The following is a 24,480-nucleotide window of genomic DNA, read 5'->3' on the forward strand; positions in this document are numbered from 1 at the left end:
GAGGGAAAAAGAGGAAAAAGTTTTTTCATCACTAAAAACAGCATTTAGCTGGAGCGCTAAAAAAAAATCAAGGGTTTACAGCAGTTTTCTAGTTGATGAGGTACAAAGTTTTATTGCTTTAGGCAACAGCTCCGGAAGGCAACAGGCAACAGGGAACAGGGAATATAGGAATAAATAGTCTTATAGCTGTACCTCACTATCCTCAAAAGTGCTGTAAGTCTACCACTATATTTGAAAAAATTAGTGGTGCGCCTTTTATGGGGGTTTGAATTCCCCATTATACACACTGAAAATGCTGACTGCTGAAGTCCTGATAGCTGACTGCTACTTCAATACCGAGAATAGTTACAAACATTGCTGAACCATTATTATTTTTGGGCATTGGTATCACACAAAACCAGATTTTTCCTTCTTCCTTCTTCCCTTTTCCTTCTTCCTTCTTCCTTCTTTATACCAACTTAAAACTAGAAATAATGAACAATAAAATTGAAATTATAACAGCAGATAAAGTAAATTTAACTAATTGCGATCGCGAACAAATTCATATTCCTGGTTCGATTCAACCTCATGGGGTATTGCTAGTTTTGCAAGAACCAGAATTGGATATTATTCAAGTTAGTAATAATACAGAAGAGTGGTTAAATATTCTCCCTGAAAATTTGCTCAACCAAAATATCAAATATCTATTAGAACCTCAACAAATAGATTCTATACGTAATAGTTTAACAGGAGATTTTGAATATCTAAACCCACTAAAGTTATCGATACAATGTGGGGATGAAACCAAATTATTTAACAGTATTGTACATCACAATAATCAAGTAATAATTTTGGAACTTGAACCTTGTCAAATTGAATTAGAACAAGATTTTTTCCAATTTTATCGACTCACTCGCCACACTATTACTCGGATTCAAAAGTCTGCAAGTTTACAGGAACTTTGTTCAATTGTAGTGAAAGAAATTCGTCAATTGACAGGGTTAGACCGAGTGATGATATATAAGTTTCATGTCGATAATTCAGGAGAAATTATTGCCGAAGCTAAACGGGAAAATTTAGAACCTTATTTAGGTTTGCATTATCCAGCTAGTGATATTCCTGAATCATCACGACATTTGTATAGCATTAACTATCTGCGGATTATTCCAGATATTAACTATCAACCTGTGGAGTTGTTTCCTAAAAATAATCCTTTGACCAACCAACCCTTAGATTTAAGCTTTTCTGTATTGCGGAGTGTTTCCCCAATTCATATAGAATACCTACAGAATATGGGTGTAAAAGCCTCTATGTCAATCTCTTTATTAAAAGAAGGAAAATTATGGGGATTGATTGCTTGTCATCACTACTCAATTAAATATATTCCCTACGATTTACGAACAGTTTGTGATTTTTTTGGACAAGTAATGTCTGTTCATATTACTACAAAAGAAGAACATGATAATTTAGATTATAAAATTCATCTAAAATCTATACAGTCTCAGGTAATAACAGCTATTTCTAAATCTGAAAATTTATTGACGGCCTTCACAAATATTGGAGAAAAATTATTAACAATAGTAGGGGCAACGGGAGCAATAGTTTATGCAGAAGGAGAACTGCAAAAAATAGGAGAAACTTTCAAAGATGAAGAAATTGAACCTTTGCTTAATTGGGTCAAAACTAACATAAAAACTGACATATATTATACAGATTCTTTACCGAAAGTTTATCCTCCAGCTAATGAATTTAAAGAGATTGCTAGTGGTTTATTAGTGTTAGAAATTACCAAAGTCCAAAAAAATTATGTGTTATGGTTTCGCCCAGAGGTAAGTCAAACAGTTAATTGGGCTGGAAATCCACAAAAACATGGCAAAATTGAATCGGATGGTAGCATTACACTTCTGCCTCGAAAATCTTTTGCAAAATGGCTCGAAACAGTTGAATGTCATTCTCTTCCTTGGCAATCTTATGAAATAGAAGGAGCACAAGAACTCAAAAGTGCTATTTTGGGGATTTTAATGCGTAAAATGGCTAAATTAGCAGAAATAAATCTAGAATTAGAACAAAGTAATAGTGACTTAGATTCTTTTAACTATATTGCTTCCCACGACCTAAAAGAACCTTTACGAGGTATTCATAATTATGCTACATTTTTGATGGAAGATTATGGTGAAATTATTGAGCAAGATGGTCGCCAAAAATTAGAGACTTTGGTGCGTTTAACTCAACGGATGGAAGATTTAATTAACGCTTTATTGTTTCTTTCCCGTTTGGGTCGTCAAGCACTTCATAAAGCTCCGATTAATCTGAATGAATTAATTGAAAATGTGTCAGAAGTTATTAGGATGAGTAAACCTAATGAATCTATTGAAATTATCACAATGGAGAATTTACCGATAATTTATGGTGACAAAATTCTCATGGAAGAAGTATTTAGCAACTTAATCAATAATGCTGTTAAATATAATAAAAAAACTCATAAAACTGTAGAAATTGGTTATAAACAAACTGAAGAATCTGCCTGTTTAATATATGTTAAAGATAATGGTATAGGTATTCGAGAAAAGCATATAGAGACTATTTTCAAACTTTTTAAGCGATTACATGGAAAAGATAAATTTGGTGGCGGTACAGGAGTAGGTTTAACAATAGTCAAAAAAATCATTGAACGTCATGGCGGTCAAATTTGGCTGGAGTCTAATTACGGAGAAGGAACAACGTTCTATATCAAATTATTGGAGAATTAATCATCAATGAGTGAATTACTAAATAAACAAAAAAAAAATTTATCTTTGCTAATAGTTGAAGATAGTGAAGAAGATTATATTACATTGATCCGACTTCTAAGAAAACAAGGTTTTGATTATCCTATCTATCACTGTGTAGATGGAGATGACGCATTAGATTATGTTTTCCAGACAGGAGAATATTCTCCTGAAATAGCTCCTCGTCCTACAATGATTTTAATAGATTTAAATCTGCCAGGAACTGATGGACGGGAAGTAATTGAAATTATCAAAAATCATCAACAATTAAAAATTATCCCTATAGTTGTATTTTCAACTTCATCCAATACTAAAGATGTTCAAAGTTGTTATGAACAGGGAGTGAATAGCTATATGGAAAAACCAGTGAATCTTAAAACTTTTAGCAAAAACATAGAAGATTTTTTATCCTATTGGTTTGAAACAGCTATTTTGCCTAATAGTTGAGTTATATCATGTTCCTATAAGTACCTGTGCAAAATTAATTTAATATTTGTCAGCAGAGAGTAGGGACGTTGCATGAACATTCGTATGTAGTAGTGCACAAAAAATATACTTGTGTGGTTCAGCAGTAGCTCTAAAAATCATCTTTCCTAGTTATTACCCAATCATCAAAGATACAAGTAATTTAGCTTTACTACTTAGAAATACATAACATAATACCATTTTGATAAATATTTACTAAAAATACTTAAGGTGTTTTTAATAGTCAGTAGTTCAAGAGTCATGAAAAATCAAATCTATTGTTTTCGTAAATATAGATATTAAAATAATGGCGTTGCTGAATTGAAGTATGAATGTGCGATTGTTTGGTTCTGGTAAAGCCCCCGCGCATCCCCCATTCAACAAAAAGCGAAGCATCTTCTGGCTTCCCATCCTTGAAAAGCGAAGCATCCTCTGGCTTCCCCCTTTCCAAGGGGGACGGGAGAGGGATAAAAAAGGGGGACGGGAGGGGGATAAAAAAGGGGGACTTTTAGAGTTTTATTCCCCCCAATTTTGGGGGGCTAGGGGGGCAAAATCATACCCAGAATCAGCAACGCCAAAATAATTTAGTAGGAAAACTATGCTGTATTTATCGCATTCTTTTTTCACCTTTGTATTAAGAATTTATAAGACATCTATACATTCTTGTTCGCCCCTATTTCTATTGAACAAAAGGAGAAACTCCGCCAGATATCTTAGATTTAGATGCGCCTTATTAATATTAGAATATTTGCCGTGCTAGTACAGTAACTATTTATTTATTTTATGCCTAGTATTGCGTGATTATAACTATTAAACTATAATCTACAATATATTTTAGGGTGATGAATACAGTAACAAAAACTTGTTAACTATTTTGAAAATATAGGAGATCGATCAAATCAAGAAGTTTACTTCATTAACTTGCCAATCTAAATATTTAGTATATCTAGCTGTAGTAAGCTTAACCATTAATAATTGTGGCCTGATAGGTTGAATACCCTACCATCACTCGCATTGTTATCACTCATACTGACTACTTCCTCAAAGAAGCACAAAAATGCCTAACTCAAGCTATAGCAAAATTCCCCATGGTGACAGCAATGTTAGCACGCCTGAAGCCTTATCACCGACAATAACTATTTTACTCCTAGATGATTCTGAGGTCGATCGCTTCACCTACATTCGTTATCTTCAATCAGATCCAGACCGCACTTACCACATAATAGAAGCCGAAACCTTAGAAGAAGGAATAGAAATGTGGCACTCGGAGCGACCAAATATAGCCTTGGTTGATGTAAATTTGCCGGATGGAGATGGATTGGAGTTCTTAGAAGCAATTGCCACTCACTACCCTAAAGCTCAATTACCCGTAATTGTGCTAACTGGATTGGGGGATGAGCGGGTTGCAGTACGAGCAATGAAACTAGGAGCAGCAGATTATCTGGTCAAGGGAGATCTTACAGCTACCTCACTATGCGCCTGTGTTAGTCAAGTTTCTGTTCGCACCACAGTGCTTACTCAGCTAGAACTGAAATCTGCAATCATTAGGAATCCCCTGGTTGTTAATCCCGATACAACAGTCAGAGAGGCCATTACCTTAATGAATAACAACAGTGATGCCAAAAAAGCAGATAGGCCAGAAAAAGATCGTCATCAAGGGGCAAGGTCAAGCTGCGCGTTAGTAGTTGAGGATGGGCGGGTCGTAGGTATTATGACTGAGCGGGATGTAGTCCGCTTAAGTGCCCAGCAAAAACCCCTCGAACGCTTGGTAATGAGTCAGATTATGACACCTTCTGTCATTACCCTACCTGAGTATGATTTTACTGATTTGTTTTCTGTAATTAACCTGCTTCAGCAGCATCAGATTCGTCACTTGCCGATTCTAGATGAACACGAGCATCTGGTTGGATTAATTACCCACGATAGTTTGCGACAAATTTACCAACCAACTGACCTGCTACAACTACGTCTGGTGCGTGAAGTAATGAACAGTAAGGTTGTTTGTGCCACACCTGAGACATCCCTGTTGAAAATTGCCCAACTGATGAGCGATCGCTATATTAGTTCAATTGTGATTGTGGAACCTGGTACAGAATCACTGCAAATTCCGGTGGGGATGCTGAGTGAGCGAGACCTGGTGAAATTTCAGGCATTGGGTCTAAATCTAGAAAATTCCATAGCAGAGGCAGTGATGAGTAAACCGCTGCTGACAGTTAAACCAGAAGCGTCACTTTGGACTGTGCAAAAGATTATAGAAGAGCACAACATCCGTCAGTTAGTGGTGAAAGCAGAACAAGGAGAGCTTATAGGTATTGTGACACAGAGCAGTGTCTTGCAAGCTATCAATCCTTGGGAAGTTAGCAAGTTGATGGAAGTTTTGGAACAACGGGTAGTGCGCTTAGAGGCAGAGCGAATTAAACTACTGGAAAGTCGGACTGTGGAACTAGAAAGCTTGGTGGAAGCGAGAACTAATGCTCTCAAGGCTAAGGCAAGTCGCGAAAAATTAATGATGACTGTAACAGACCAGATTAGGTCGTCGCTGGATTTGCAGAACATTCTTGATACAGCAGTACGAGAAATTCCCTCCCTGTTGCACTGCCATCGGGCAATGGTTTACCAATTCCATCCTCAGTCTTCTGATACTGTGGTTGCTGAGTCAATTGCTGAAGGTGAGCGATCGCTATTGGATGCAGAATTTGCGCGTGTCTGGGTGACACCTGAATGGATGGAGCAGTATCGCCATGGTCAGATTCGGGTAGTAAATGACGTATATGAATCAGATATAAGTCCAGATCGTCAAGAAATACTTGTAAGTTTCGGTCTTCGTGCTACCCTGGTTGTGCCAATTATAGTAGAAAAAGAACTGTGGGGTCTGATTCTTGCTAGCCACGATCATGCCTATGTCTGGAAAAAAAATGGGATCAATTTACTGCAACGATTATCTGTTCACATTGCCATTGCGATCCAACAGGGAAAAGCTTATGAACAAATAAAGGTTGAACTGGAAGAACGGCGACGAGCAGAATCTGCCTTGAATAAGAGCGAAAATCGTTACTCTACATTAGCTGCAACTGTTCCGGTGGGAATTTTTCGTACTGATATGACAGGGAACTGTACCTATGTTAACGATCGCTGGAGTCAGATTGCCGGAATATCTGTAGAGGCAGCAACTGGAACTGGATGGCAACAGGCGTTACACCCCGACGATCAAGTGATGGTTGCCACAGTCTGGGAGCAATTTATTCAAGGCAAGCATTCTGGCCAAATGGAATATCGCTTGCAACATCCTGACGGTACTGTGAAGTGGGTGTATGCACAAGCGGTGGCAGAATGGGATACTGAGGGGCAGAAAATCGGTTATGTTGGCACAATTACTGATATTAGCAGTCGTAAACAAGTTGAAGAAACTCTACGCAAAAGTGAAGCTCATTTAAGAGCGGCACAAAAAATAGGTAAACTGGGGAGTTGGGAATTCGATCTAACAACGGGGGTAGTTGCTTGGTCGGAGGAAACTTTCCGCATTTTGGGAAAGTCGCCAAAAGTGAGAACTCTAACCTATGAAGATTTCCTAGAACTTGTCCATCCTGAAGACCGTGAGAGTATAGACCGTGCAGTTCAGGCTACCATAGCAACTGCTCAACCCTACAAAATCGAATGTCGCATCTATCAACCCAATGGCTCTTTGGTTTATATCTCGGCTCGTGGCAGACCCCTGTGCGATGTCTCTGGTAAAGTAATATACATCATAGGTACGGTACACGATATCACCGAGCGTAAATTAACTGAAAAGCAGTTGCAAGAAGCAAAAGAAGCTGCCGAATATGCTAACCGTGCCAAGAGCGAATTTTTAGCCCTGATGAGTCACGAAATTCGTACTCCGATGAATGGTATTCTGGGACTCACCCACTTGGCTTTACAAACCGATCTTACCTCCTACCAGCAAGACTATCTCACCAAAATCCAGAGTTCCGCTCAATCATTGTTGGAAATCATCAACGACATCCTCGACTTTTCCAAAATCGAAGTCGGGAAACTGGAACTGGAATCTATTCCATTTGAATTAGATCAAATCCTGAATCAAATCAACAATGTTCTTGGTCTAAAAGCTACTGAAAAAGGGCTAGAACTATTATTCCAGGTTGGGGATCGGATTCCCCAATATTTAATTGGAGACTCACTACGCTTAACTCAAGTGTTGATGAATCTAGCGAGTAATGCTGTCAAGTTCACCGAAACAGGTAGTGTTACCATTGGAGTTCAACTACTCACTCATAGCCAGGAAACTGTGTGCCTGAAGTTTCAGGTGCAAGATACAGGAATTGGTATTAGTCCTTCTCAGATGGAAAAACTATTTCAATCCTTTACCCAGGTTGATGCTTCTACCAGTCGCAATTATGGTGGTACAGGGCTAGGATTGGCAATTTGCAAAGGTATTATTGATGTGATGGGCGGCACCATTGGGGTTGAAAGTGAGCTTGGTGAAGGTAGTATATTCTACTTTGAACTAGAACTGGGCTACCTCTGGGACCCTGCCAATGATTATGATTATCTGGTACTCACTGATTCTAGAGAGACTCAATTGTCCTACATGACAGAACTTGAAGAAATTCAGGGAGCTGATATTCTACTGGTAGAAGACAATGCAGTGAATCAACAAATTGCCAAAGAATTGTTGCAAAAGGTGGGGTTGAAAGTAGATTGCGCAACTAATGGAAAAGAGGCGATCGCTAAAGTTATGGAGCAGGTTTACGACCTAATCTTGATGGATATTCGGATGCCAGGAATGGATGGACTAGAGGCTACTCGCCGTATCCGTTCTCTGGCAAAGGAGGACGACAGCGGAACAGAATGGTTTGCCACAGTGCCGATTATTGCGATGACAGCTAATGCTATGGATATAGATAGAGCTAAAAGTTCGGCAGCAGGGATGAATTATCATCTATCCAAACCTGTGAACCCCCAAGAGTTATATGAGACTCTGCTGAAGTGGATTATTCCAACTAACAGTTCCTCTGTACCCACGAATAATATCCCTAGTCTTCTCCCAGAAAAGACTTATCTTCCAGAGACTGCTAAATTATCTCTACCTGGTCTGAATGTCAATTTGGGTTTAGAGTTTACGGGTGGTGACTGGAGTGATTATCAGGATATTCTGAGACTGTTTCAAACCTCTCAAAAAAAGTATGACGCTGAAATCCTAACAGCACTAAACCACGGAGATTTGAAGCAGGCGTTATATTTGGTTCACTCCCTCAAAGGGGTAGCAGGTAATATTGGAGCAGATACCGTCTACAAGTCTGCTGCTTCCCTACATCGGGATCTACAAAGTGAAACTCCCGATCTGGAAGTTTTATCTACCAAAGCTTTAATTTTAGCCCAACAGTTTCAGCAAGTATTAGAGAGCATTGATATATTTCTAGATAAATTCACGAGTCAGTAGTTATATCAAATCCGAGTAATTAGTTATAGCAGTTTCACAAAATATTGTTACAATGGAATCGGTACAAAATTATTGAGCGATCAAACTCCGTTCCGCTTTTAGGTGGCGCGGTGGTAGGTGTAAATTCAAGAGGGAAGATTTGATAGGAGTGGAAATTTGGGATATTTATTCAACATTGAGAGGAAAATTTTTTTATTATACTTAGGGCTTGCTGATTAAATCTAAAAGTATTTACAGATAAAGGTTTTAGCCTTTTTGTAGCCTTTAAAAAGTGCCTGGGAATCAGCTCTTCACGTTCAAAAAGGAGCGTATTTTAGGCGCATAGTTGGGCAGAAAAATCATTCTTACAATTGTTACTCCTACCTCCTCGCTCCCGACCCATTTCTCCCCTCCTGGGAGCAGGGCTAATTCATTGTCGTAGCGAGAATATTCATCAGAAATACATTTAATTGTGCAAATATACAAATCTCCCCATCTCCCCAGGGCTAATTCATTGTCGTAGCGAGAAGATTTACAACCCTATATTTTTTTGAGTTCCTATGCTTCCCCCTCTTCCCCCTCTCCCCCCTCTCCCCCCTCTTCCTTTTTTCTAGGCGTGACAATAAATAGACCCTGCCTCCTGGGAGGGGGAGGGGCGAGGGGTGGGTTGTCTCCTGTCTCCTGTCTCTTGTCTCCTACCCTCACTCATAAGACTAGTGAAGCGCAAACCCTACTTAATCATCCGGACATGATATAAATGATAAATATTGTGACAATATTAATGTTTGATACTAATTCCTAAAAATAATGCTATTATTATACCAATATTGAAAAAAGAATGCTTAACTTAAGTGATACTTCAATTATTAAGTAATTAACACAGACTGAATATTTTTTTTGATAATTAGCACGTCAGTTATTCTTAATTATTCTTATGTTTACTTCTCCCCTACTCCCCCGCTCAAGAATTTGTGTAATTAAAATTGGACTTAAGATCAAGTCTAATATCTCGGCTCCAAGAATTCTCCGTTAATAGAAGAAGAGTTTTTAGAGGTCTCTTCAGGCAACCAACGACATTCTAATTTTCCGGCTTCTATTTGAGGTACTTTAATAGCAAACCCATCACCATCACCTACCATAGAAAATCCAAAACCAACAGAAGTTCCTAGTAATACTAAAGCAACTGTTCTAAACATTTGTATATCTCCACTAATATAAGTTTAATTACTTCTTATTTAAAGATACAAAGCCAAAATCAAAATTCCGCAACAATTATCGATCTTAATATTAGCTCTATAACCCACATTCGGAACTTCAAGAGCGTATCATTAAAAGTAGTATATAAATTTGTATTTTGGTAGGTATTTATCATAAGCAAATCATCTCAATTACTTTTTTCGTTCATCAAATTCCGAGTCAAAAGTTTACGCATAAATACTTGTTTGATTGATTACTCGATCACGGCAGTTATGATTTTCTTCTCAAATTCTGTCTGCTGTATAGCTGTCTCCTGACTCCTTCTTCGGTTGCTACATTTTGTGGTGCGGAATGTGGGCTATAAATATTATTAATATCAAATCCGTTTAATTCGGTATACAAAAATGTTCATCTTCAACCATTACCAAATATTTCTCGATCTTCCCCTCCACGGTCGGCCCCCGCGGGTGGGTCCCCATCTAATTACACCGATGCTACCGGATTTAATCTGACACATTTGTATGTAATGATTAATGCTTTGCTAATAAATATCTACAGTATCTCTGTTATATTTTCCGGATTTTATGATTACAGCAGTTTTGGTATTATCTAGGCTAGAGATTAAAGCAAATTACAGTAGGGAAGAATAGCTCAAATTCATTGGAAATATAACTCATATATTCCTTACTCCCTACTGTTTGTATCGGTCTACTTTAACTTATTTAATTACAGTTTGTTGAAATTTATCATCCTAAAATACCTTAACCACCGCTAATTTTAGCTTTGTAGCCCAATTTAGTTAAAATCTCCAGTAATTTTTGCTTATGTTCTCCCTGAATTTCAATTTCATTATCCTTAACAGTGCCACCCGCACCACATTGATTTTTCAGTTGTTTCAGTAAAGTTGTCAAAATTTCCTGGTTTGACTGAAACCCACTAATAATTGTAACTGTTTTTCCTTTGCGACCTTTGCGGGATGCTTGTACTTTTAAATTTTGTTGATTTGGGGGTAAGTTTGGTGTCGCTCTTTCTGTTGCTGGGGAGGTGGCATTATTACCAAACTCTGAGTAAACTACCCGATCACCTTTAGTAGATTTCATATTAGAGGAATTATTTTTTGAACGACCCATAACTTTTAAGGAATATTATTTAGTAATTTAAATAATCAGTATATCATATATTACAGCAGTTTTCTAGTTGATGAGGTACAAAGTTTTATTGCTCTAGGCAACAGGCAACAGCTCCGGAAGGCAACAGGGAATATAGGAATAAATAGTCTTATAGCTGTACCTCACGCTTCCTCAAAAGTGCTGTAAGCTAAGTATAATAAGTATTATAAAACTTAGTTCAACAATAGGAATATAAATTTAACTGGGAAATTTGAGTAGCGATCGCCATTCGAGATTTATTTCCTCTATTTAACTAGCTATCAGCTTTTAGCGCTTCAGCTTTTACTAGAGTAGAAAAAACCAGATCGAAAAGTTCGGTAACACTTAATAGAGCAGTTGGAAAATGTTGCTAATATGTAACTAAAGACTAAACTCTATTAATTCTAGATAAGTACTATGAATAACCTTCCAAGTCATCCCTCTGAATATTCTGCCAATCAATCGAGTAGTGATAACTTATTATGGCAATATGTTCAATCTCTGAATCAAGAAACCGTAGCTCAACTTTCTAAACCAGAACCAGAAGTTGCTCAAATTATGGAACAAAATTTAAGAGGAATATTGGGAAATTTACCACCAGAACATTTTGGTATGACTATAACTACGAGCAGAGAAAATCTCGGTCAAATGTTGGCTTCTGCTATGATGAGTGGTTACTTTTTACATCAAGCTAAACAAAGAATGGAACTTGACAAATATCTCCAAGTCCTGCATTCTAGTTGAGATAGCTAAAAATTTACTTGAGGTGATAAATTCCACAAACAATAGGATGAATGAAAGAGGATAGTTTGAAATTAAATAGTTAATCTAAAAAGTATTTCCGATCATTGTCCCAAAATTAGAATTATTGGGTGCATCTCAATGCGTGAATAAAGCCAAAAATTTATCGCTTTTAGGCAACAGCTCCAGAAAGCAACAGCGGTGTGACCCCGCGACGACGCCAGCTCGCTTGCAGAATGTTGACTCCTTTTCGGGAATGCGCACTCCTGTGAGGCAACAGGGAATAAGCAATAGGGAATATAGAACCCCTGATCGTATCTTCATAAATATCAAGTTTTTTTAGCTAGGAGTCAGGAGACAACCCACCCCTCGCCCCTCCCCCTCCCAGGAGGGGGAGACAGGAGACAGGAGGGAAGAGGGAAGAGAGAAGATGTGGGGAGAGATAATAAAAAAAATTCAACACTCCTTCTTCAGATTTTTTCTCAAAATTGATGTGCGAAAAGACTTGACTACCACAATTATATAGATATCAAATGGGTTCTATATAGGAAAAAAGTATTTTTGCAGATATTGAGATGCACCCGAATTATTGTACAAAATTAACATCCTCTTTCAGCTACAAAATAAATAGCAATTAACTGAATTTATGACAGCTGATTAGTTGTCTAAAAAAATAATTATGATCAATCATTCTCAAGTTAAAAATCAGGAACTTACTAAAAAATATGCCAGTCAAACTTTATCTAAAATTATCCCAATTCCTACTAATTTAAAAACAGATGCTTTAATCGAAACTTTGGAGAAGCACTCTCATACTCGTCAATTAATTATTCTCCAAGATTTTCCAGATCCAGATGCACTTTCAGGAGCTTGGGCTTATAAGTTAATTGCTGAACAATATGATATTCAGTGTGATATTGTTTATGCTGGTACTCTCAGTCATCAAGAAAATATTACCCTTGTTAAATTGACTGGTTTGCCAATCCAAAAATGGACAGTAGAAACTGCTAAAAAAAAGGATTTATCTGTTTACCAGGGATGTGTTTTTATTGATAACCAAGGTACTACGAGTCAGCTCACTTCACTGGTGCTAAAAACTATTCCTGTAGTGGCTGTTATTGACCACCATACTCTACAAGAAAACTTAAAGCCAGAGTTTGTAGATATTCGGCCTTCAATCAAAGCTACAGCTACTATCTTAACTCAATATATTCAAGCAGGATTACTAGAATTTGATAATAATACTATCGAACATATAAAATGTGCTACAGCTTTGATACATGGTATCAGGTCTGATACAAATCAGTTATTACAAGCAACAGATGAAGATTTTCTCGCGGCGGCTTATTTAAGTCGTTTTTATGATGCAACGTTATTAAATGCGGTGCTACAATCTTCTAGGTCTCAACGGGTGATGGATATTATTGAAAGAGCTTTGTCTCATCGCTCTATATATAATAATGTTTCTATTTCTGGTGTTGGTTATCTTCGTGCTTTAGATCGAGATGCTATTCCTCAAGCTGCTGACTTTTTAATCACAGAAGAAAATGTTCATACTGCTGTTGTTTATGGTATTGTTCAAGATGAGGAAAAAGAGTTAGAAGTAGTAACTGGATCGTTGCGAACTAATAAAATTACTCTAGATCCAGATGAGTTTATTAAAGAAGCTTTTGGAATGGATACCCAAGGCAATTTTTTTGGTGGAGGGCGTTCCCAAGCAGGAGGTTTTGAAATTCCTATAGAATTTCTTTCTGGTTTTAATTTTAACAGTGAATATGCTCAAAAAAAATGGGATGTTTTTAATATTCAAGTTAAGCAAAAGCTTTTAAAATTAGTCAATCCTAACTAAATAGGCATCTCCGAAAGAGAGAGAGTAGGGAGTAGGGAGTAGGGAGTAGGGAGTAGGGGGAAATAATTGATGATTTATGCGTATGGGATTGATTTGATTTTTGATGATCGCGCCTATGTCTAATAGAGAAATACTAAAATTATGACTACTTAATTATTAGGCGTTGGTGAAAAGAGGTATGATATTTTGTCCGGATAAGAGCGCAAACAAAAAAACTTTCTCCTTCTATTCCTTGTTTCTTCTTCTTTCTTTCCTCCTGACTCGGTCCTCCCCTCCCCTCCTGGGAGGGGTTAGGGGTGGGTTGGGAGGGGTTAGGGGTGGGTTGACTCCTAAGTAATTAAGATTAATATCATACCTTAATTTACCAACGCCAATTATTCTTTCCATAAAGCAATTCCTCCTAATAAACCATTGACATTTGGCACTATTTTTACATTTTTTGGTAATTCAAATTCAATTTTTTTTGTATTGCCACCACCAAGATAAATACAATCGCAATTAAATAAATGTTGTAGAGTAGCGATCGCCTTTTCTAAGCGCTTATTCCACTTCTTTTTACCAATATCATCTAATGCTGCTCTTCCTAACTGTTCCTCATAAGTGTCTTTTTTGCGAAATGGATGATGACCCATTTCCAAGTTTGGCACTAGCTTTCCTTCTACAAACAATGCTGAACCGAAACCAGTTCCTAAAGTAACTACCAACTCTACTCCTTTGCCTTCAATTGTTCCTAGTCCTTGAATATCAGCATCATTAGCAACTCGCACGGGTTTCCCCAAGCGTTCTGAAAGCACTGCTGCCAAATTCAACCCTATCCAGTCAGAATCTAAATTTGCTGCTGTTTTAATCACACCATCCATAACTACACCAGGGAAACCTACGGATATTCTCTCAAATTCTCCTTGTTCTGCTGCTAAAGATACAATCTCTTTTAATATTGGGTCTGGTTTTGCTGGGTCTGGTGTTTCTACACGACTACGTTTTGTGGTAGGTTCTCCTGTTTCATCTAAGACTATTACTTTAATCCCGCTGCCACCAATATCAACTGCTAAAGTTTGTATGGTTTTAACTTCATTCATTGCTTACGCCTTTTTTTTCTGACATATTATCATCATAATTAATATTGTTTTACTCCGACAATATTTATAACCTTATCTTAATTATTTATTTAACTAAAGTCTTGGTGTAAAAATTGATAAATTTCCTGCCAAACTTTTGCCATAACATTCTTCAAAGTATGGTCGGTATCAAGTTCTATTAATTCTATCCAGGAGCGTTTGGCAACAAATTCTCGACTAGCTTGAATAGGAATCACATTGTCATTTAAACCATGAAAAATTAAAGTTGGTACAGTACGTTTTAATTTTTTTTCTTCATACTCGATCAAATCAACTATAAAATCATAATTCAATAGTAAATATTTTTTTTCTCCATAATGGTATATCCAATAATTTCCCCTTTTTTGCCATTTTTGTAAATTTTCCCCCCCTAAATTTTGTTGCCAATGGGATAAAAAATTAAAGGCTGGTGCCAGTAAAATTATTGCTTTAATCTTGAAGTTTCGTTCTGCTAAAAAAGTAGATGTTAGACCACCAAAGCTAGAGCCAATTAATATTATTGGTTTAGATTTTTTTGTGATTTCTGACTCTACTTGATGAATTTGTCTTGTCAAAGTTAGGTTGAAAAAATCATTTTGATTTAAGTCAAGAACATTAAGATTGAGGTTTATTTCGGCGAAGCGATCGCGTAAATATATAGCTTTATTAGATTTGGGACTAGAAGCAAACCCATGTAAATAAATATAGGTGTAATTATTCAGCATTTTTTCAAGTCAAATTGAATATAAAAATTAGGTGAGCGTTCGATAAATCAGTTATCATTTATCAGCAAAGATATCGGGTGCATCTCAATGCGTGAATAGAGCCAAAAATTTATCGCTTTTAGGCAACAGCTCCAGAAAGCAACAGGCAACAGGAAATATATAGGAAAAAAGTTATTTTTGCCAATATGAGATGCACCCAATATATCCCTTTGTTAAACCCGGGACTAGAGATTAATCTGTACTTTTTGTTTGTTTATAAAACAATCTTATAACAAATCTTAAAAAGTTTGCTAAATATCGGCTTTGCTCCAGGAAAGAAGATTAAAATAGTAAGGTTTAGGATTAAAAGCTGCCCTGGTGTAGATATGAGTAATTCCAAGTTCAAGTCCTCAATATTTGAAATATTAGATAAGTTTAGATAAAATTCCCTTTCTCCTCGTGAATTAGGGGAAAAATTTGAAACATTAATGTTAAATTATCTCAAAAAAGATACTACTTATCAAAAATATTTTAGCGAAGTTTGGTTATGGATGGATTTTCCGAAAAGGGGAAGTATGCCTGATACTGGTATTGATTTGGTGGGATTAGTACGGGATACTGGGGATTATTGTGTGATTCAATGTAAATGTTATTCTCCAGACCATACTTTAGAAAAATCAGATATAGATTCGTTTTTTACTGCTTCAGGAACAAATTTATTTCAAAAACGGATGATTATTTTTACTACTAATAAGTGGAGTAAAAATGCTGAAGCAGCTTTGAAAAATCAACTAATTCCTGTTTTTCGGGCTACTATTTATGATTTAGCAAATAGTTCTATTGATTGGGATAAATATAATTTCAATAATCCTGATTATTTAGAGCTTAAGCCTAAAAAACAAGTCAGACCACATCAACAATTAGCTATTGAAAAAGTTCTCACTGGTTTTGAAACTGCGGATAGAGGGAAGTTAATTATGGCTTGTGGTACTGTTCATTAATTGATAATTGATAATGGACAATTGATAATTACCTCTGGTTAAACCCGTTCTTGATTGAATATAAGGAAATATTATTTCTTTTCTTGGTCGATTGGATATGGCGAGGGGACCTCGCCATCCCTCGACCGCTTTTTTTCCCTTAAAAGGGGAGGCTTCAAGGCGCGAATTATTTAATTATTAATTATTAATTATTAATTATTCGGTAAAACTTTTACTTCTTTGAAAATTGCTGAACAATTGCCTAAGAAAAATAATCTGATTCTATTTTTGGTTCCTTCTATTTCTTTACTTTCTCAAACTTTAAGGGAATGGACGGCAGAAAGTGAGATTAATTTTCATAGTATTGCGGTTTGTTCTGATACTAAGGTGGGGGAAAATAAGAGGAAATCTAAAACTGATGAGCGTGCTGATATTACTGTTAATGATTTAGCTTTTCCTCCTACAACTAATGCTCAGGATATTGTTGAATCTTATTATGCTTTTAATCCCCCCCAACTCCCCTTTGAAAGGGGGGAGGAAGAAAAAGAAAAAGTAACTTTGGAAATGGGAGGGGAAGAAAGAGAAAAAGTAACTTTGGAAATGGGAGAGGAAGAAAAAGAAAAAGTAACTTTGGAAATGGGGAAGGAATTTAAAGTCCCTCTTACAAAGGGGGATTTAGGGGGATTATTAACTGTTATTTTCTCTACTTATCAATCTATTCAAGCAATATCTGAAGCTCAAAAAATTGGTTTACCAGAATTAGATTTAATTATCTGTGATGAGGCACATAGAACTACGGGAGTAACTATTGCTGGAACTGATGAATCTTATTTTGTGAAGGTTCATAATCAAGATTTTATTAAGACTAAAAAACGGCTGTATATGACGGCAACTCCGAAAATTTATAGTGATGATACTAAAGTTCAAGCAAGGGAAAATGATGCTTTTTTATGTTCGATGGATGATTCTGAGATTTACGGTCAAGAATTTCATCGTTTAGGTTTTGGTGAAGCGGTTAGTACGGGTTTATTAACTGATTATAAGGTGATGGTTTTGGCGGTTGATGAAAAGTTTGTTAGTGCTACTTTTCAACAACAGTTAGCTGATGCAAATAATGAGTTAAATTTGGATGATGCGGTAAAAATTGTTGGTTGTTGGAATGGTTTATCAAAACGTTTACTTAAGGATGCGACTGGGGAGGAAATAGAAGATAATTATCCGATGAAGCGGGCGGTTGCTTTTTCCCGGAGTATTAAAGATTCACAGAAAATTGTGGCATTATTTGCTAAGATTATTCATCAATATCAACAGTTAAATCCTGATGATGAGGAATTTTTACAATGTGAATTAGATCATGTTGATGGTACACAAAATTCTTTGGAAAGAAATGACAAATTAGAATGGTTAAAAGCTGACACTAATACTCAAGAAAATATCTGTAGAATTTTGTCTAATGCGCGGTGTTTATCGGAAGGAGTTGATGTTCCGGCGTTGGATGCGGTGATATTTCTTACTCCTTGTAATTCTGTGGTGGATGTGGTTCAGTCTGTGGGGAGGGTGATGCGGAAAGCTGAGGGGAAAAAGTATGGTTATATTATTTTGCCTGTGGGTATTCCGGCAGATATTTCTCCTGATGTTGCTTTGAAGGATAATCAAAAATATAAGGTTATTTGGCAAGTTTTACAGGCTTTACGGGCACATGATGATAGATTTAATGATACTGTTAATAAAATTGATTTGAATAAACGCCGTCCTGAACAAGTTAGTGTTGTGGGAGTTGGTGGTAAGGAAAAAGATGATTATGGGGGTACAAATGTAGATGCTTCTTATAAACAATTGGAGTTAAACTTAAATTTTCCTGTGGAAGAATGGCGAGATGCTATTTATGCGAAGATTGTTGTTAAATGTGGTAATCGTCGTTATTGGGAAGATTGGGCAAAGGATGTGGCAAAAATTGCTGAAAGTCATATTTCTAGAATTAAGGGTTTATTGGTGGGGGCGAATGGCAATTCGCCCGTGAAACTGAATGTAAATTCGCCTGTAAAACTGAATATAAATTCATCTATAAAACAGGTTTTTGATGATTTTTTAGCAGGGTTAAATCAAAATATTAATCCTAATGTAACTGAGGATGAAGCGATTGAAATGTTATCTCAACATTTAATTACTAAACCTGTTTTTGATGCTTTGTTTGAAGGGTATGAGTTTACTAAGTTTAATCCGGTTTCTCAGACGATGCAAAAAATGCTGGATGTGTTGGAAGGTGAATTTTTGGAGAAGGAAGTTGGAGGTTTAGAAAAGTTTTATGACAGTGTGAGGGAACGTGCTAGTGGTATTGATAATGCGGAGGGTAAACAGAGGATAATTAATGAGTTATATGATAAGTTTTTCCGTACTGCTTTTCCTCGGTTAGCGGAAAGATTGGGAATTGTTTATACTCCGGTGGAGGTGGTTGATTTTATTATTAAAAGTGCTGATTTTGCTTTGAAAAATGAGTTTGGTTTGGGTTTAAGTGATGAGGGTGTACATATTTTAGATCCGTTTACTGGTACGGGTACTTTTATTGTGAGGTTGTTGCAAAGTGGGTTGATTAAAAAGGAAGATTTACCACGAAAGTTTGGTTATGAGTTACACGCGAATGAGATTGTTTTATTAGCTTATTATATTGCAGCGATTAATATTGAGGAAACTTATCATTTTTTAGCTCAATCTTTTTCAGAATCTGTCATTGCGAGGCGGAATAAACAAGAGGATAATATTAATATTGATAATAATAATTTAGCTGAAGCAATCTCTAATCATGGTGAAATTGTTTCCGGGGGAGAGTCGTTTTTATCAGGAGAGTTGACGGATAAAAATTTCCCTCACAATGACAAAAATTCTAATAATATTGATAATAATAATTTAGCCGAAGTAATTTCTAATTATGCTGAGATTGCTTCGGGGAAAGAGTCATTTTTATCAGGAGACTTTATGGATAAAAACTTCCCTCACAATGAGAAAGTTTCTAATGATTTAGGAGGTTATCAAAGTTTTAATGGAATTGTTTTGACTGATACTTTTCAAATGTTTGAAAATGAGGGTTTTGAGTTAAAAGAAATTATCGAAAATATTTTTCCTGAAAATAATCAACGGGTAATTAAACAAAAGAAAAAGGAGATTACTGTTATTATTGGTAATCCTCCTTATTCTAGTGGTCAAAAAAGTGAAAATGATGGGAATAAAAATATTAAATATGAAAAGTTAGATGAAAGAATTGCTGATACTTATGCAAAATATTCTAGTGCTACTTTAAAAAACAGTCTTTATGATTCTTACATTAGAGCTATTTGTTGGGCAACTGATAGAATAAAAGATAAAGGGATAGTTTGTTTTGTCAGTAATGGTTCATTCATTGATAATAATGCGATGGATGGTTTGAGAAAATGTTTAGTTGATGAATTTACGAGTATTTATTGTTTGAATTTAAGAGGTAATCAAAGAACTTCTGGAGAACTATCAAGAAAAGAAGGTGGTAAAATTTTTGGTTCGGGGAGCCGTGCTACTATTGCTATTACTTTGTTAATCAAGAATCCTGATAAAAAGCAGGAAAGCAAATTATTTTATTATGATATTGGTGACTATTTAAGTCGGGTAGACAAATTAAATATCATTAAAGACTTTGGTGATATTTCGACTATACAATGGCAAGAAATAATACCGAATGAAAATTATGATTGGATTAATCAACGTAGTGATAATTTTGAAAGTTTTATTTCGTTAGGTGATAAGAAAAATGCAACTACGAAAACTATTTTTGATGTATATTCAAGTGGAGTAAAAACAAATCGTGATAATTGGGTTTATAATTTTTCTCATCAATCAGTCGTTGATAATATGACGAGAATGATTGATTTTTATAATCAACAAGTTGAAGGATTTAAAAAATTTGTAAAAGGTAAAACTTTGACTAATGCTGAACAAAGAAAAAAACAGGTAGAAAGTTTTATTGATACTGACGCTAAAAAAATTAGTTGGTCTGGAGAACTAAAGGAAGATTGTGGAAAATTAATAATACATACTTTTAATCCTGATCAAGTATTTCAAGGTCTGTACCGTCCTTTCTGTAAACAGAATTATTACTACAACAAAGACTTAAATAATCGTCTTTACCAAATGCCAAAAATTTTTCCTAATCAAAACGTAGAAAATTTAGCAATTTGCGTAACTGGACGTGGTTCTACAAAAGATTTTTCTGCTTTAATAACTAATTTTTTACCTGATTTAGAATTAATTTCCAAAAGTCAATGCTTTCCTTTATATACCTACGAAAAACAAAGCGACTTAGGCGAACTATTTGCAACAAACAACACAGAACAATACACCAAAAAATCAAACATTCCTGACACTATCTTAAAAGACTTCCAGAAAAAATATCAAGACAAAACTATCAACAAAGAAGACATCTTTTATTACATTTATGGAGTTCTCCACTCCCCAGAATATAAACAAAGATTTGCAGCAGACTTGAAAAAAATGTTACCCCGCATTCCCTACACCAAAGACTTTTGGAAATTCAGTAAAGCAGGAAAAGAATTAGCATATTGGCATTTAAACTATGAAACTATAGAACCTTATGAATTAGAAGAATTTAAAAAAGACTTATTCTTAAACGATGAAGATTATCGAGTCGAAAAAATGACATTTGGTAAAAACAAAAACGGCATAGATAAAACCATCATCATCTATAACAGTAAACTCACATTATCACAAATTCCCCTAGAAACTTACCAATATAAAGTATGTGATAAATCAGCTTTAGAATGGGTAATAGAAAGATATAAAATTACCAAAGATAAAAAAAGTGGAATAGTCAACGACCCCAACAACTGGTCAGAAGATTCCCGTTATATAGTAAACCTAGTAAAAACGATAGTCAGAGTCAGTTTAGAAACAGTCAAAATAGTCAAAAACTTACCTCCCTTAAACGAGAGAAAATAGCGATCGCTCCATATAGTAGTTGCCATTACTAGCGCGGACATTTCGGTAGACCGCAGTAGGGGCGAATGGCCATTCGCCCCTACAGGGTTTTGGTCATTTCAGTTATCAGTTATCAGCTACTGCTAGTAGCACGTCAAGCTTGAAATAGTGTTTGAGGAAAATTCTCCAAACCTTCTCATAGCAAGAGTTATACTAAAAAAATTTAATACATCATTTTCAGCTTGACGCGCTACTACAACCTAACACCTAATACTTTCTTCAACGTAAAGTTACTAACTCTTCTGAAGTGGAAGGGTGAATACCAATAGTGCGGTCAAAGTCTGCTTTGGTTGCCCCCATATTAACAGCGATCGCCATTCCTTGGATAATTTCACCTGCATCTTTACCAACCATGTGTACTCCTAAAACGCGCTCAGTATTACCCTCAACTACCAATTTCACCATTACTTTCTCATCTGCACCTGTGAAACTGTGGAACATTGGGCGGAACTTGGCACGGTAACATTTGATGGAGTCGCCAAATTTTTCTCTAGCTTCTGCTTCTGTTAAACCGACAGTAGATCCTTCTGGTTCTGAGAAGACTGCTGTGGGAATATTTTCTAGAGAAATGGATCGAGGAATATTACCAAATTCTGTATCAGCAAAAGCACGACCTTGGGCAATAGCAACAGGAGTTAAATTTGCTTTATCTATACAGTCTCCCACTGCATAAATATTTGGTTGAGTAGTACGACAGTTATCACTAACGGCAACTGCACCACTGACTGTTTCTACTCCAGCGTTTTCTAAATTCAAACCTTCTAAGTTTGGTTTGCGACCAGTTGCACAGAGGAAAGTATCGACAATTAAAGGTTCGGTATTTTCTCCAGTTAAGTGAACTTTTAAACCTTCTTCGACTTTCTCAATTTTTTCTACATTTGTATTAATGCGGAAGTCTACTCCATGTTTTGCCATACCTTCTTGAATATTGCTGCGGATGTCTTCGTCAAAACCTCGCAAAATTAAATCCCGACGAATAATTTGAGTAACTTCAGTACCGACACCATTTAAAATTCCGGCAAATTCTACACCGATATAACCACCTCCCCAAACTGCCATTCTTTTTGGTTGTTCCTTGAGGTGGAACATTTCACGGGAAGTAATACTATGTTCAATTCCAGGAATGTTGATTTTTTCTGCTTTCCCACCGACAGCAATTAAGATTTTGTCCGCTGTGACTTTACGATCGCCTACTTCTACAGTATGGGGGTCGATAAATTTGGCATATCCTTCTATTAGTTCCACTCCCGCTTTTTCCAGGAAACTGATGTGTAGTTTATTCAAACGTAGAACTTCTGTATTTACAGCATCTATTAATTTATGCCAATCAAAACTTGGTTCTACTGGACTCCAACCATAACCTACTGCATCTTGATACAAGTGGGAAAATCTAGAACCGTAAACCATCAGTTTTTTTGGGACACATCCTCTAATAACGCAAGTACCTCCTACTAAATCATTTTCAGCGATCGCTACTTTTGCCCCATAAGATGCTGCCCTTTTTGAAGATGCTAACCCTCCCGATCCTGCACCTATCACAAATAGATCGTAATCGTATGCCATAATTTAATATCCTCTGATTGATATTTTAACTATTTTGTTGTTGATATTTTTTAATTATAACTGTTATGGCTTCTCTTTTTATTTTGTCATTAGGCAGATAGGTTAAATTAGGACAATAATTTAGAGGTATTCAGCTATTACTTGACAAACATAATGTAATAGTTTGCCATAATTTCATATTCTTGAGTTGAGATTTTTACTATTATTCATTAAGTTGATTTAATCAAACTTTAACTGTCTGAGGTAATTATTAATTATTTAGGTTTCCTAGCTACTACTGTGGGATATATTCTAGCATTATCCCAAATCAATTCTATTTCATCAAACCCAACAGTTTGTAATTGTAATTTTGTTGTTGATGAACTCCTAAAGGCTGTAAATTTAGCATTCAATATATCACCAAATAGGATTTTTGTAAGTAAAAGATCGTCTAGATTTAGTTGATTCATATCCCATTCTGAATTGGGGTCTAAATCTGGGGATGGAGTAATAAAGCTAGTTACCAATATACCTCCTGGAATTAATGCTTTGAAAAACTGTCGGTATAACTCCGTAACTTTTTCATCATCAGGTTCATAAACATTTAAACCATTGCTCCTCAATAGCGTAAATTCATCTTCAAAAGGCAAATTCCACGCATCTTCCTGGTGAAATTCTACTTTTTCAGATAACCCATATTCTTCAGCTAATTTTTTTGCCAATTCTAAACTTTCATAATCAATATCAATTCCCACTAAACGGAAATTTTCTACACCTGAAAAATCCAACTTCAACAAATCTCTCATTATTCCACAAGGTAAAGAAGCAAAAACTAAACCATCTTGCACATAATCCTGAATAACTTTACCGAAATTGACATATCTTTGCTGTGTAGACAATAAACTTTTATCCAGCAAAAATTTTTCCAATTCTGTTAAACTACGACCTTCTCTATCAACACCTGTCACCCTTCCTTGATACTGATGTTCCATTACATAATCTATCCAATATCCATTAAAACCTCCATTTTGTAATAAAAATTTTCCTAAAGGAAAACCTGTTAACTCATTCATAAGTTCTAATTGTCTAGCAACAGTAACATGAGGTTTATCTCCAGTCTGAATAATTCTTTGTTTAACCCTTTCTATAGTTTCTTCAAGAGTTTCATTTTGATTTCCATGAGAGAGGATACGTTGTTCGTTAAATTCTTGAGATTGTTTAGTCATTGACTTTTTTTTGATTAAATTACGCTGTTTAACTATAACTTTTTTCGGGCAGCTATCGCCACCTTAAAACTAATATTTTCAACATTTTTGACAAATAAAATATAACCCACTCATATCTCGAGCCATACTATAATTATCAACCTTATATAAGAGTTCCTTTCTCAACCCTGTTTCTAACATTTCTTCATGTTGAAGATGCTAACCCTCCTGAACCTGCACCTATCACAAATAGATCGTAATCGTATGCCATAATTTTATATCCTTAAATTGATATGTTAATTATTGTGTTGAGTAAATTATAACAAAATATGGCGTTGCTGATTCTGGGTATGATTTGATAATTTTG

Annotated in this window: 13 protein-coding genes and 2 pseudogenes; 8 read left to right on the top strand and 7 right to left on the bottom strand. The window is 35.9% G+C overall.

Translation table 11 applies throughout. The annotated features are described in order from the left end of the window. Positions 1-473 precede the first annotated feature (473 nt). From F6K15_RS05150 to F6K15_RS05160, 3 genes are all read left to right on the top strand, one after another. Positions 474-2,729 (top strand): ATP-binding protein, encoded by a 2,256-nt coding sequence (locus F6K15_RS05150; RefSeq protein WP_293057914.1) that lies wholly within the window; start codon positions 474-476, stop codon positions 2,727-2,729. Positions 2,730-2,735: 6 nt separating this feature from the next. Beyond that, positions 2,736-3,194, top strand: a complete 459-nt coding sequence (locus F6K15_RS05155; protein ID WP_293057915.1) for a response regulator — start codon at positions 2,736-2,738, stop codon at positions 3,192-3,194. A gap of 1,075 nt (positions 3,195-4,269) precedes the next feature. Continuing rightward, positions 4,270-8,652, top strand: coding sequence for a response regulator (locus tag F6K15_RS05160; protein ID WP_293057917.1), 4,383 nt, complete (start codon positions 4,270-4,272; stop codon positions 8,650-8,652). Positions 8,653-9,632: 980 nt separating this feature from the next. Here the strand turns inward: F6K15_RS05160 and F6K15_RS05165 are convergent. Then, positions 9,633-9,827 carry a hypothetical protein gene (locus F6K15_RS05165; protein ID WP_293057919.1) on the bottom strand — a complete coding sequence of 65 codons (195 nt, stop codon included), beginning with the start codon at positions 9,825-9,827 and terminating at the stop codon, positions 9,633-9,635. Positions 9,828-10,589: 762 nt separating this feature from the next. After that, positions 10,590-10,958, bottom strand: coding sequence for a translation initiation factor (locus tag F6K15_RS05170; RefSeq protein WP_293057921.1), 369 nt, complete (start codon positions 10,956-10,958; stop codon positions 10,590-10,592). A 435-nt stretch (positions 10,959-11,393) separates the two neighbouring features. On the opposite strand from F6K15_RS05170, the gene F6K15_RS05175 reads away from it, so the two are divergent. Both F6K15_RS05175 and F6K15_RS05180 read left to right on the top strand, forming a co-directional pair. Then, entirely contained in the window at positions 11,394-11,720 is a 327-nt protein-coding gene (locus F6K15_RS05175) for a DUF760 domain-containing protein (RefSeq protein WP_293057923.1), read from the top strand. Between the two features lie 676 nt (positions 11,721-12,396). Further along, entirely contained in the window at positions 12,397-13,566 is a 1,170-nt protein-coding gene (locus F6K15_RS05180) for a bifunctional oligoribonuclease/PAP phosphatase NrnA (protein ID WP_293057925.1), read from the top strand. Between the two features lie 225 nt (positions 13,567-13,791). On the opposite strand, the gene F6K15_RS05185 is transcribed toward F6K15_RS05180, so the two are convergent. The 3 genes from F6K15_RS05185 to F6K15_RS05195 all read right to left on the bottom strand — a co-directional run bounded on the left by F6K15_RS05185 (position 13,792) and on the right by F6K15_RS05195 (position 15,388). Further along, positions 13,792-13,953 carry a hypothetical protein gene (locus tag F6K15_RS05185; protein ID WP_293057927.1) on the bottom strand — a complete coding sequence of 54 codons (162 nt, stop codon included), beginning with the start codon at positions 13,951-13,953 and terminating at the stop codon, positions 13,792-13,794. Then, entirely contained in the window at positions 13,941-14,645 is a 705-nt protein-coding gene (locus F6K15_RS05190) for an ROK family protein (RefSeq protein WP_293057929.1), read from the bottom strand. The genes F6K15_RS05185 and F6K15_RS05190 overlap by 13 nt, the downstream gene beginning before the upstream one ends. Before the next feature lie 89 nt (positions 14,646-14,734). Beyond that, the gene (locus tag F6K15_RS05195; RefSeq protein ID WP_293057931.1) at positions 14,735-15,388 is read right to left on the bottom strand and encodes a YqiA/YcfP family alpha/beta fold hydrolase; all 654 of its coding nucleotides are present in this window, start codon (positions 15,386-15,388) and stop codon (positions 14,735-14,737) included. 464 nt (positions 15,389-15,852) lie between these two features. Here F6K15_RS05195 and F6K15_RS05200 point away from each other — a divergent pair. The 3 genes and pseudogenes from F6K15_RS05200 to F6K15_RS38145 all read left to right on the top strand — a co-directional run. After that, positions 15,853-16,368, top strand: a pseudogene (locus F6K15_RS05200) (restriction endonuclease); the annotation flags it as partial. A 213-nt stretch (positions 16,369-16,581) separates the two neighbouring features. Continuing rightward, a pseudogene (locus tag F6K15_RS05205) lies at positions 16,582-17,904 on the top strand (DEAD/DEAH box helicase family protein); the annotation flags it as partial. A 3-nt stretch (positions 17,905-17,907) separates the two neighbouring features. After that, on the top strand, positions 17,908-21,327 hold the full coding sequence (locus tag F6K15_RS38145) for a type ISP restriction/modification enzyme (RefSeq protein WP_363267351.1): 3,420 nt from the start codon (positions 17,908-17,910) through the stop codon (positions 21,325-21,327). A 258-nt stretch (positions 21,328-21,585) separates the two neighbouring features. On the opposite strand, the gene gor is transcribed toward F6K15_RS38145, so the two are convergent. Beyond that, complete coding sequence (gene gor, locus F6K15_RS05215) at positions 21,586-22,929, bottom strand: glutathione-disulfide reductase (RefSeq protein WP_293057935.1); 1,344 nt, start codon at positions 22,927-22,929, stop codon at positions 21,586-21,588. Between the two features lie 254 nt (positions 22,930-23,183). Next, positions 23,184-24,134, bottom strand: coding sequence for a class I SAM-dependent methyltransferase (locus F6K15_RS05220; RefSeq protein WP_293057937.1), 951 nt, complete (start codon positions 24,132-24,134; stop codon positions 23,184-23,186). Between the last annotated feature and the right edge of the window lie 346 nt (positions 24,135-24,480).

Origin of the sequence: Okeania sp. SIO2B3 (assembly GCF_010672525.1) — a bacterium.
Classification (GTDB): Bacteria; Cyanobacteriota; Cyanobacteriia; order Cyanobacteriales; family Microcoleaceae; genus Okeania.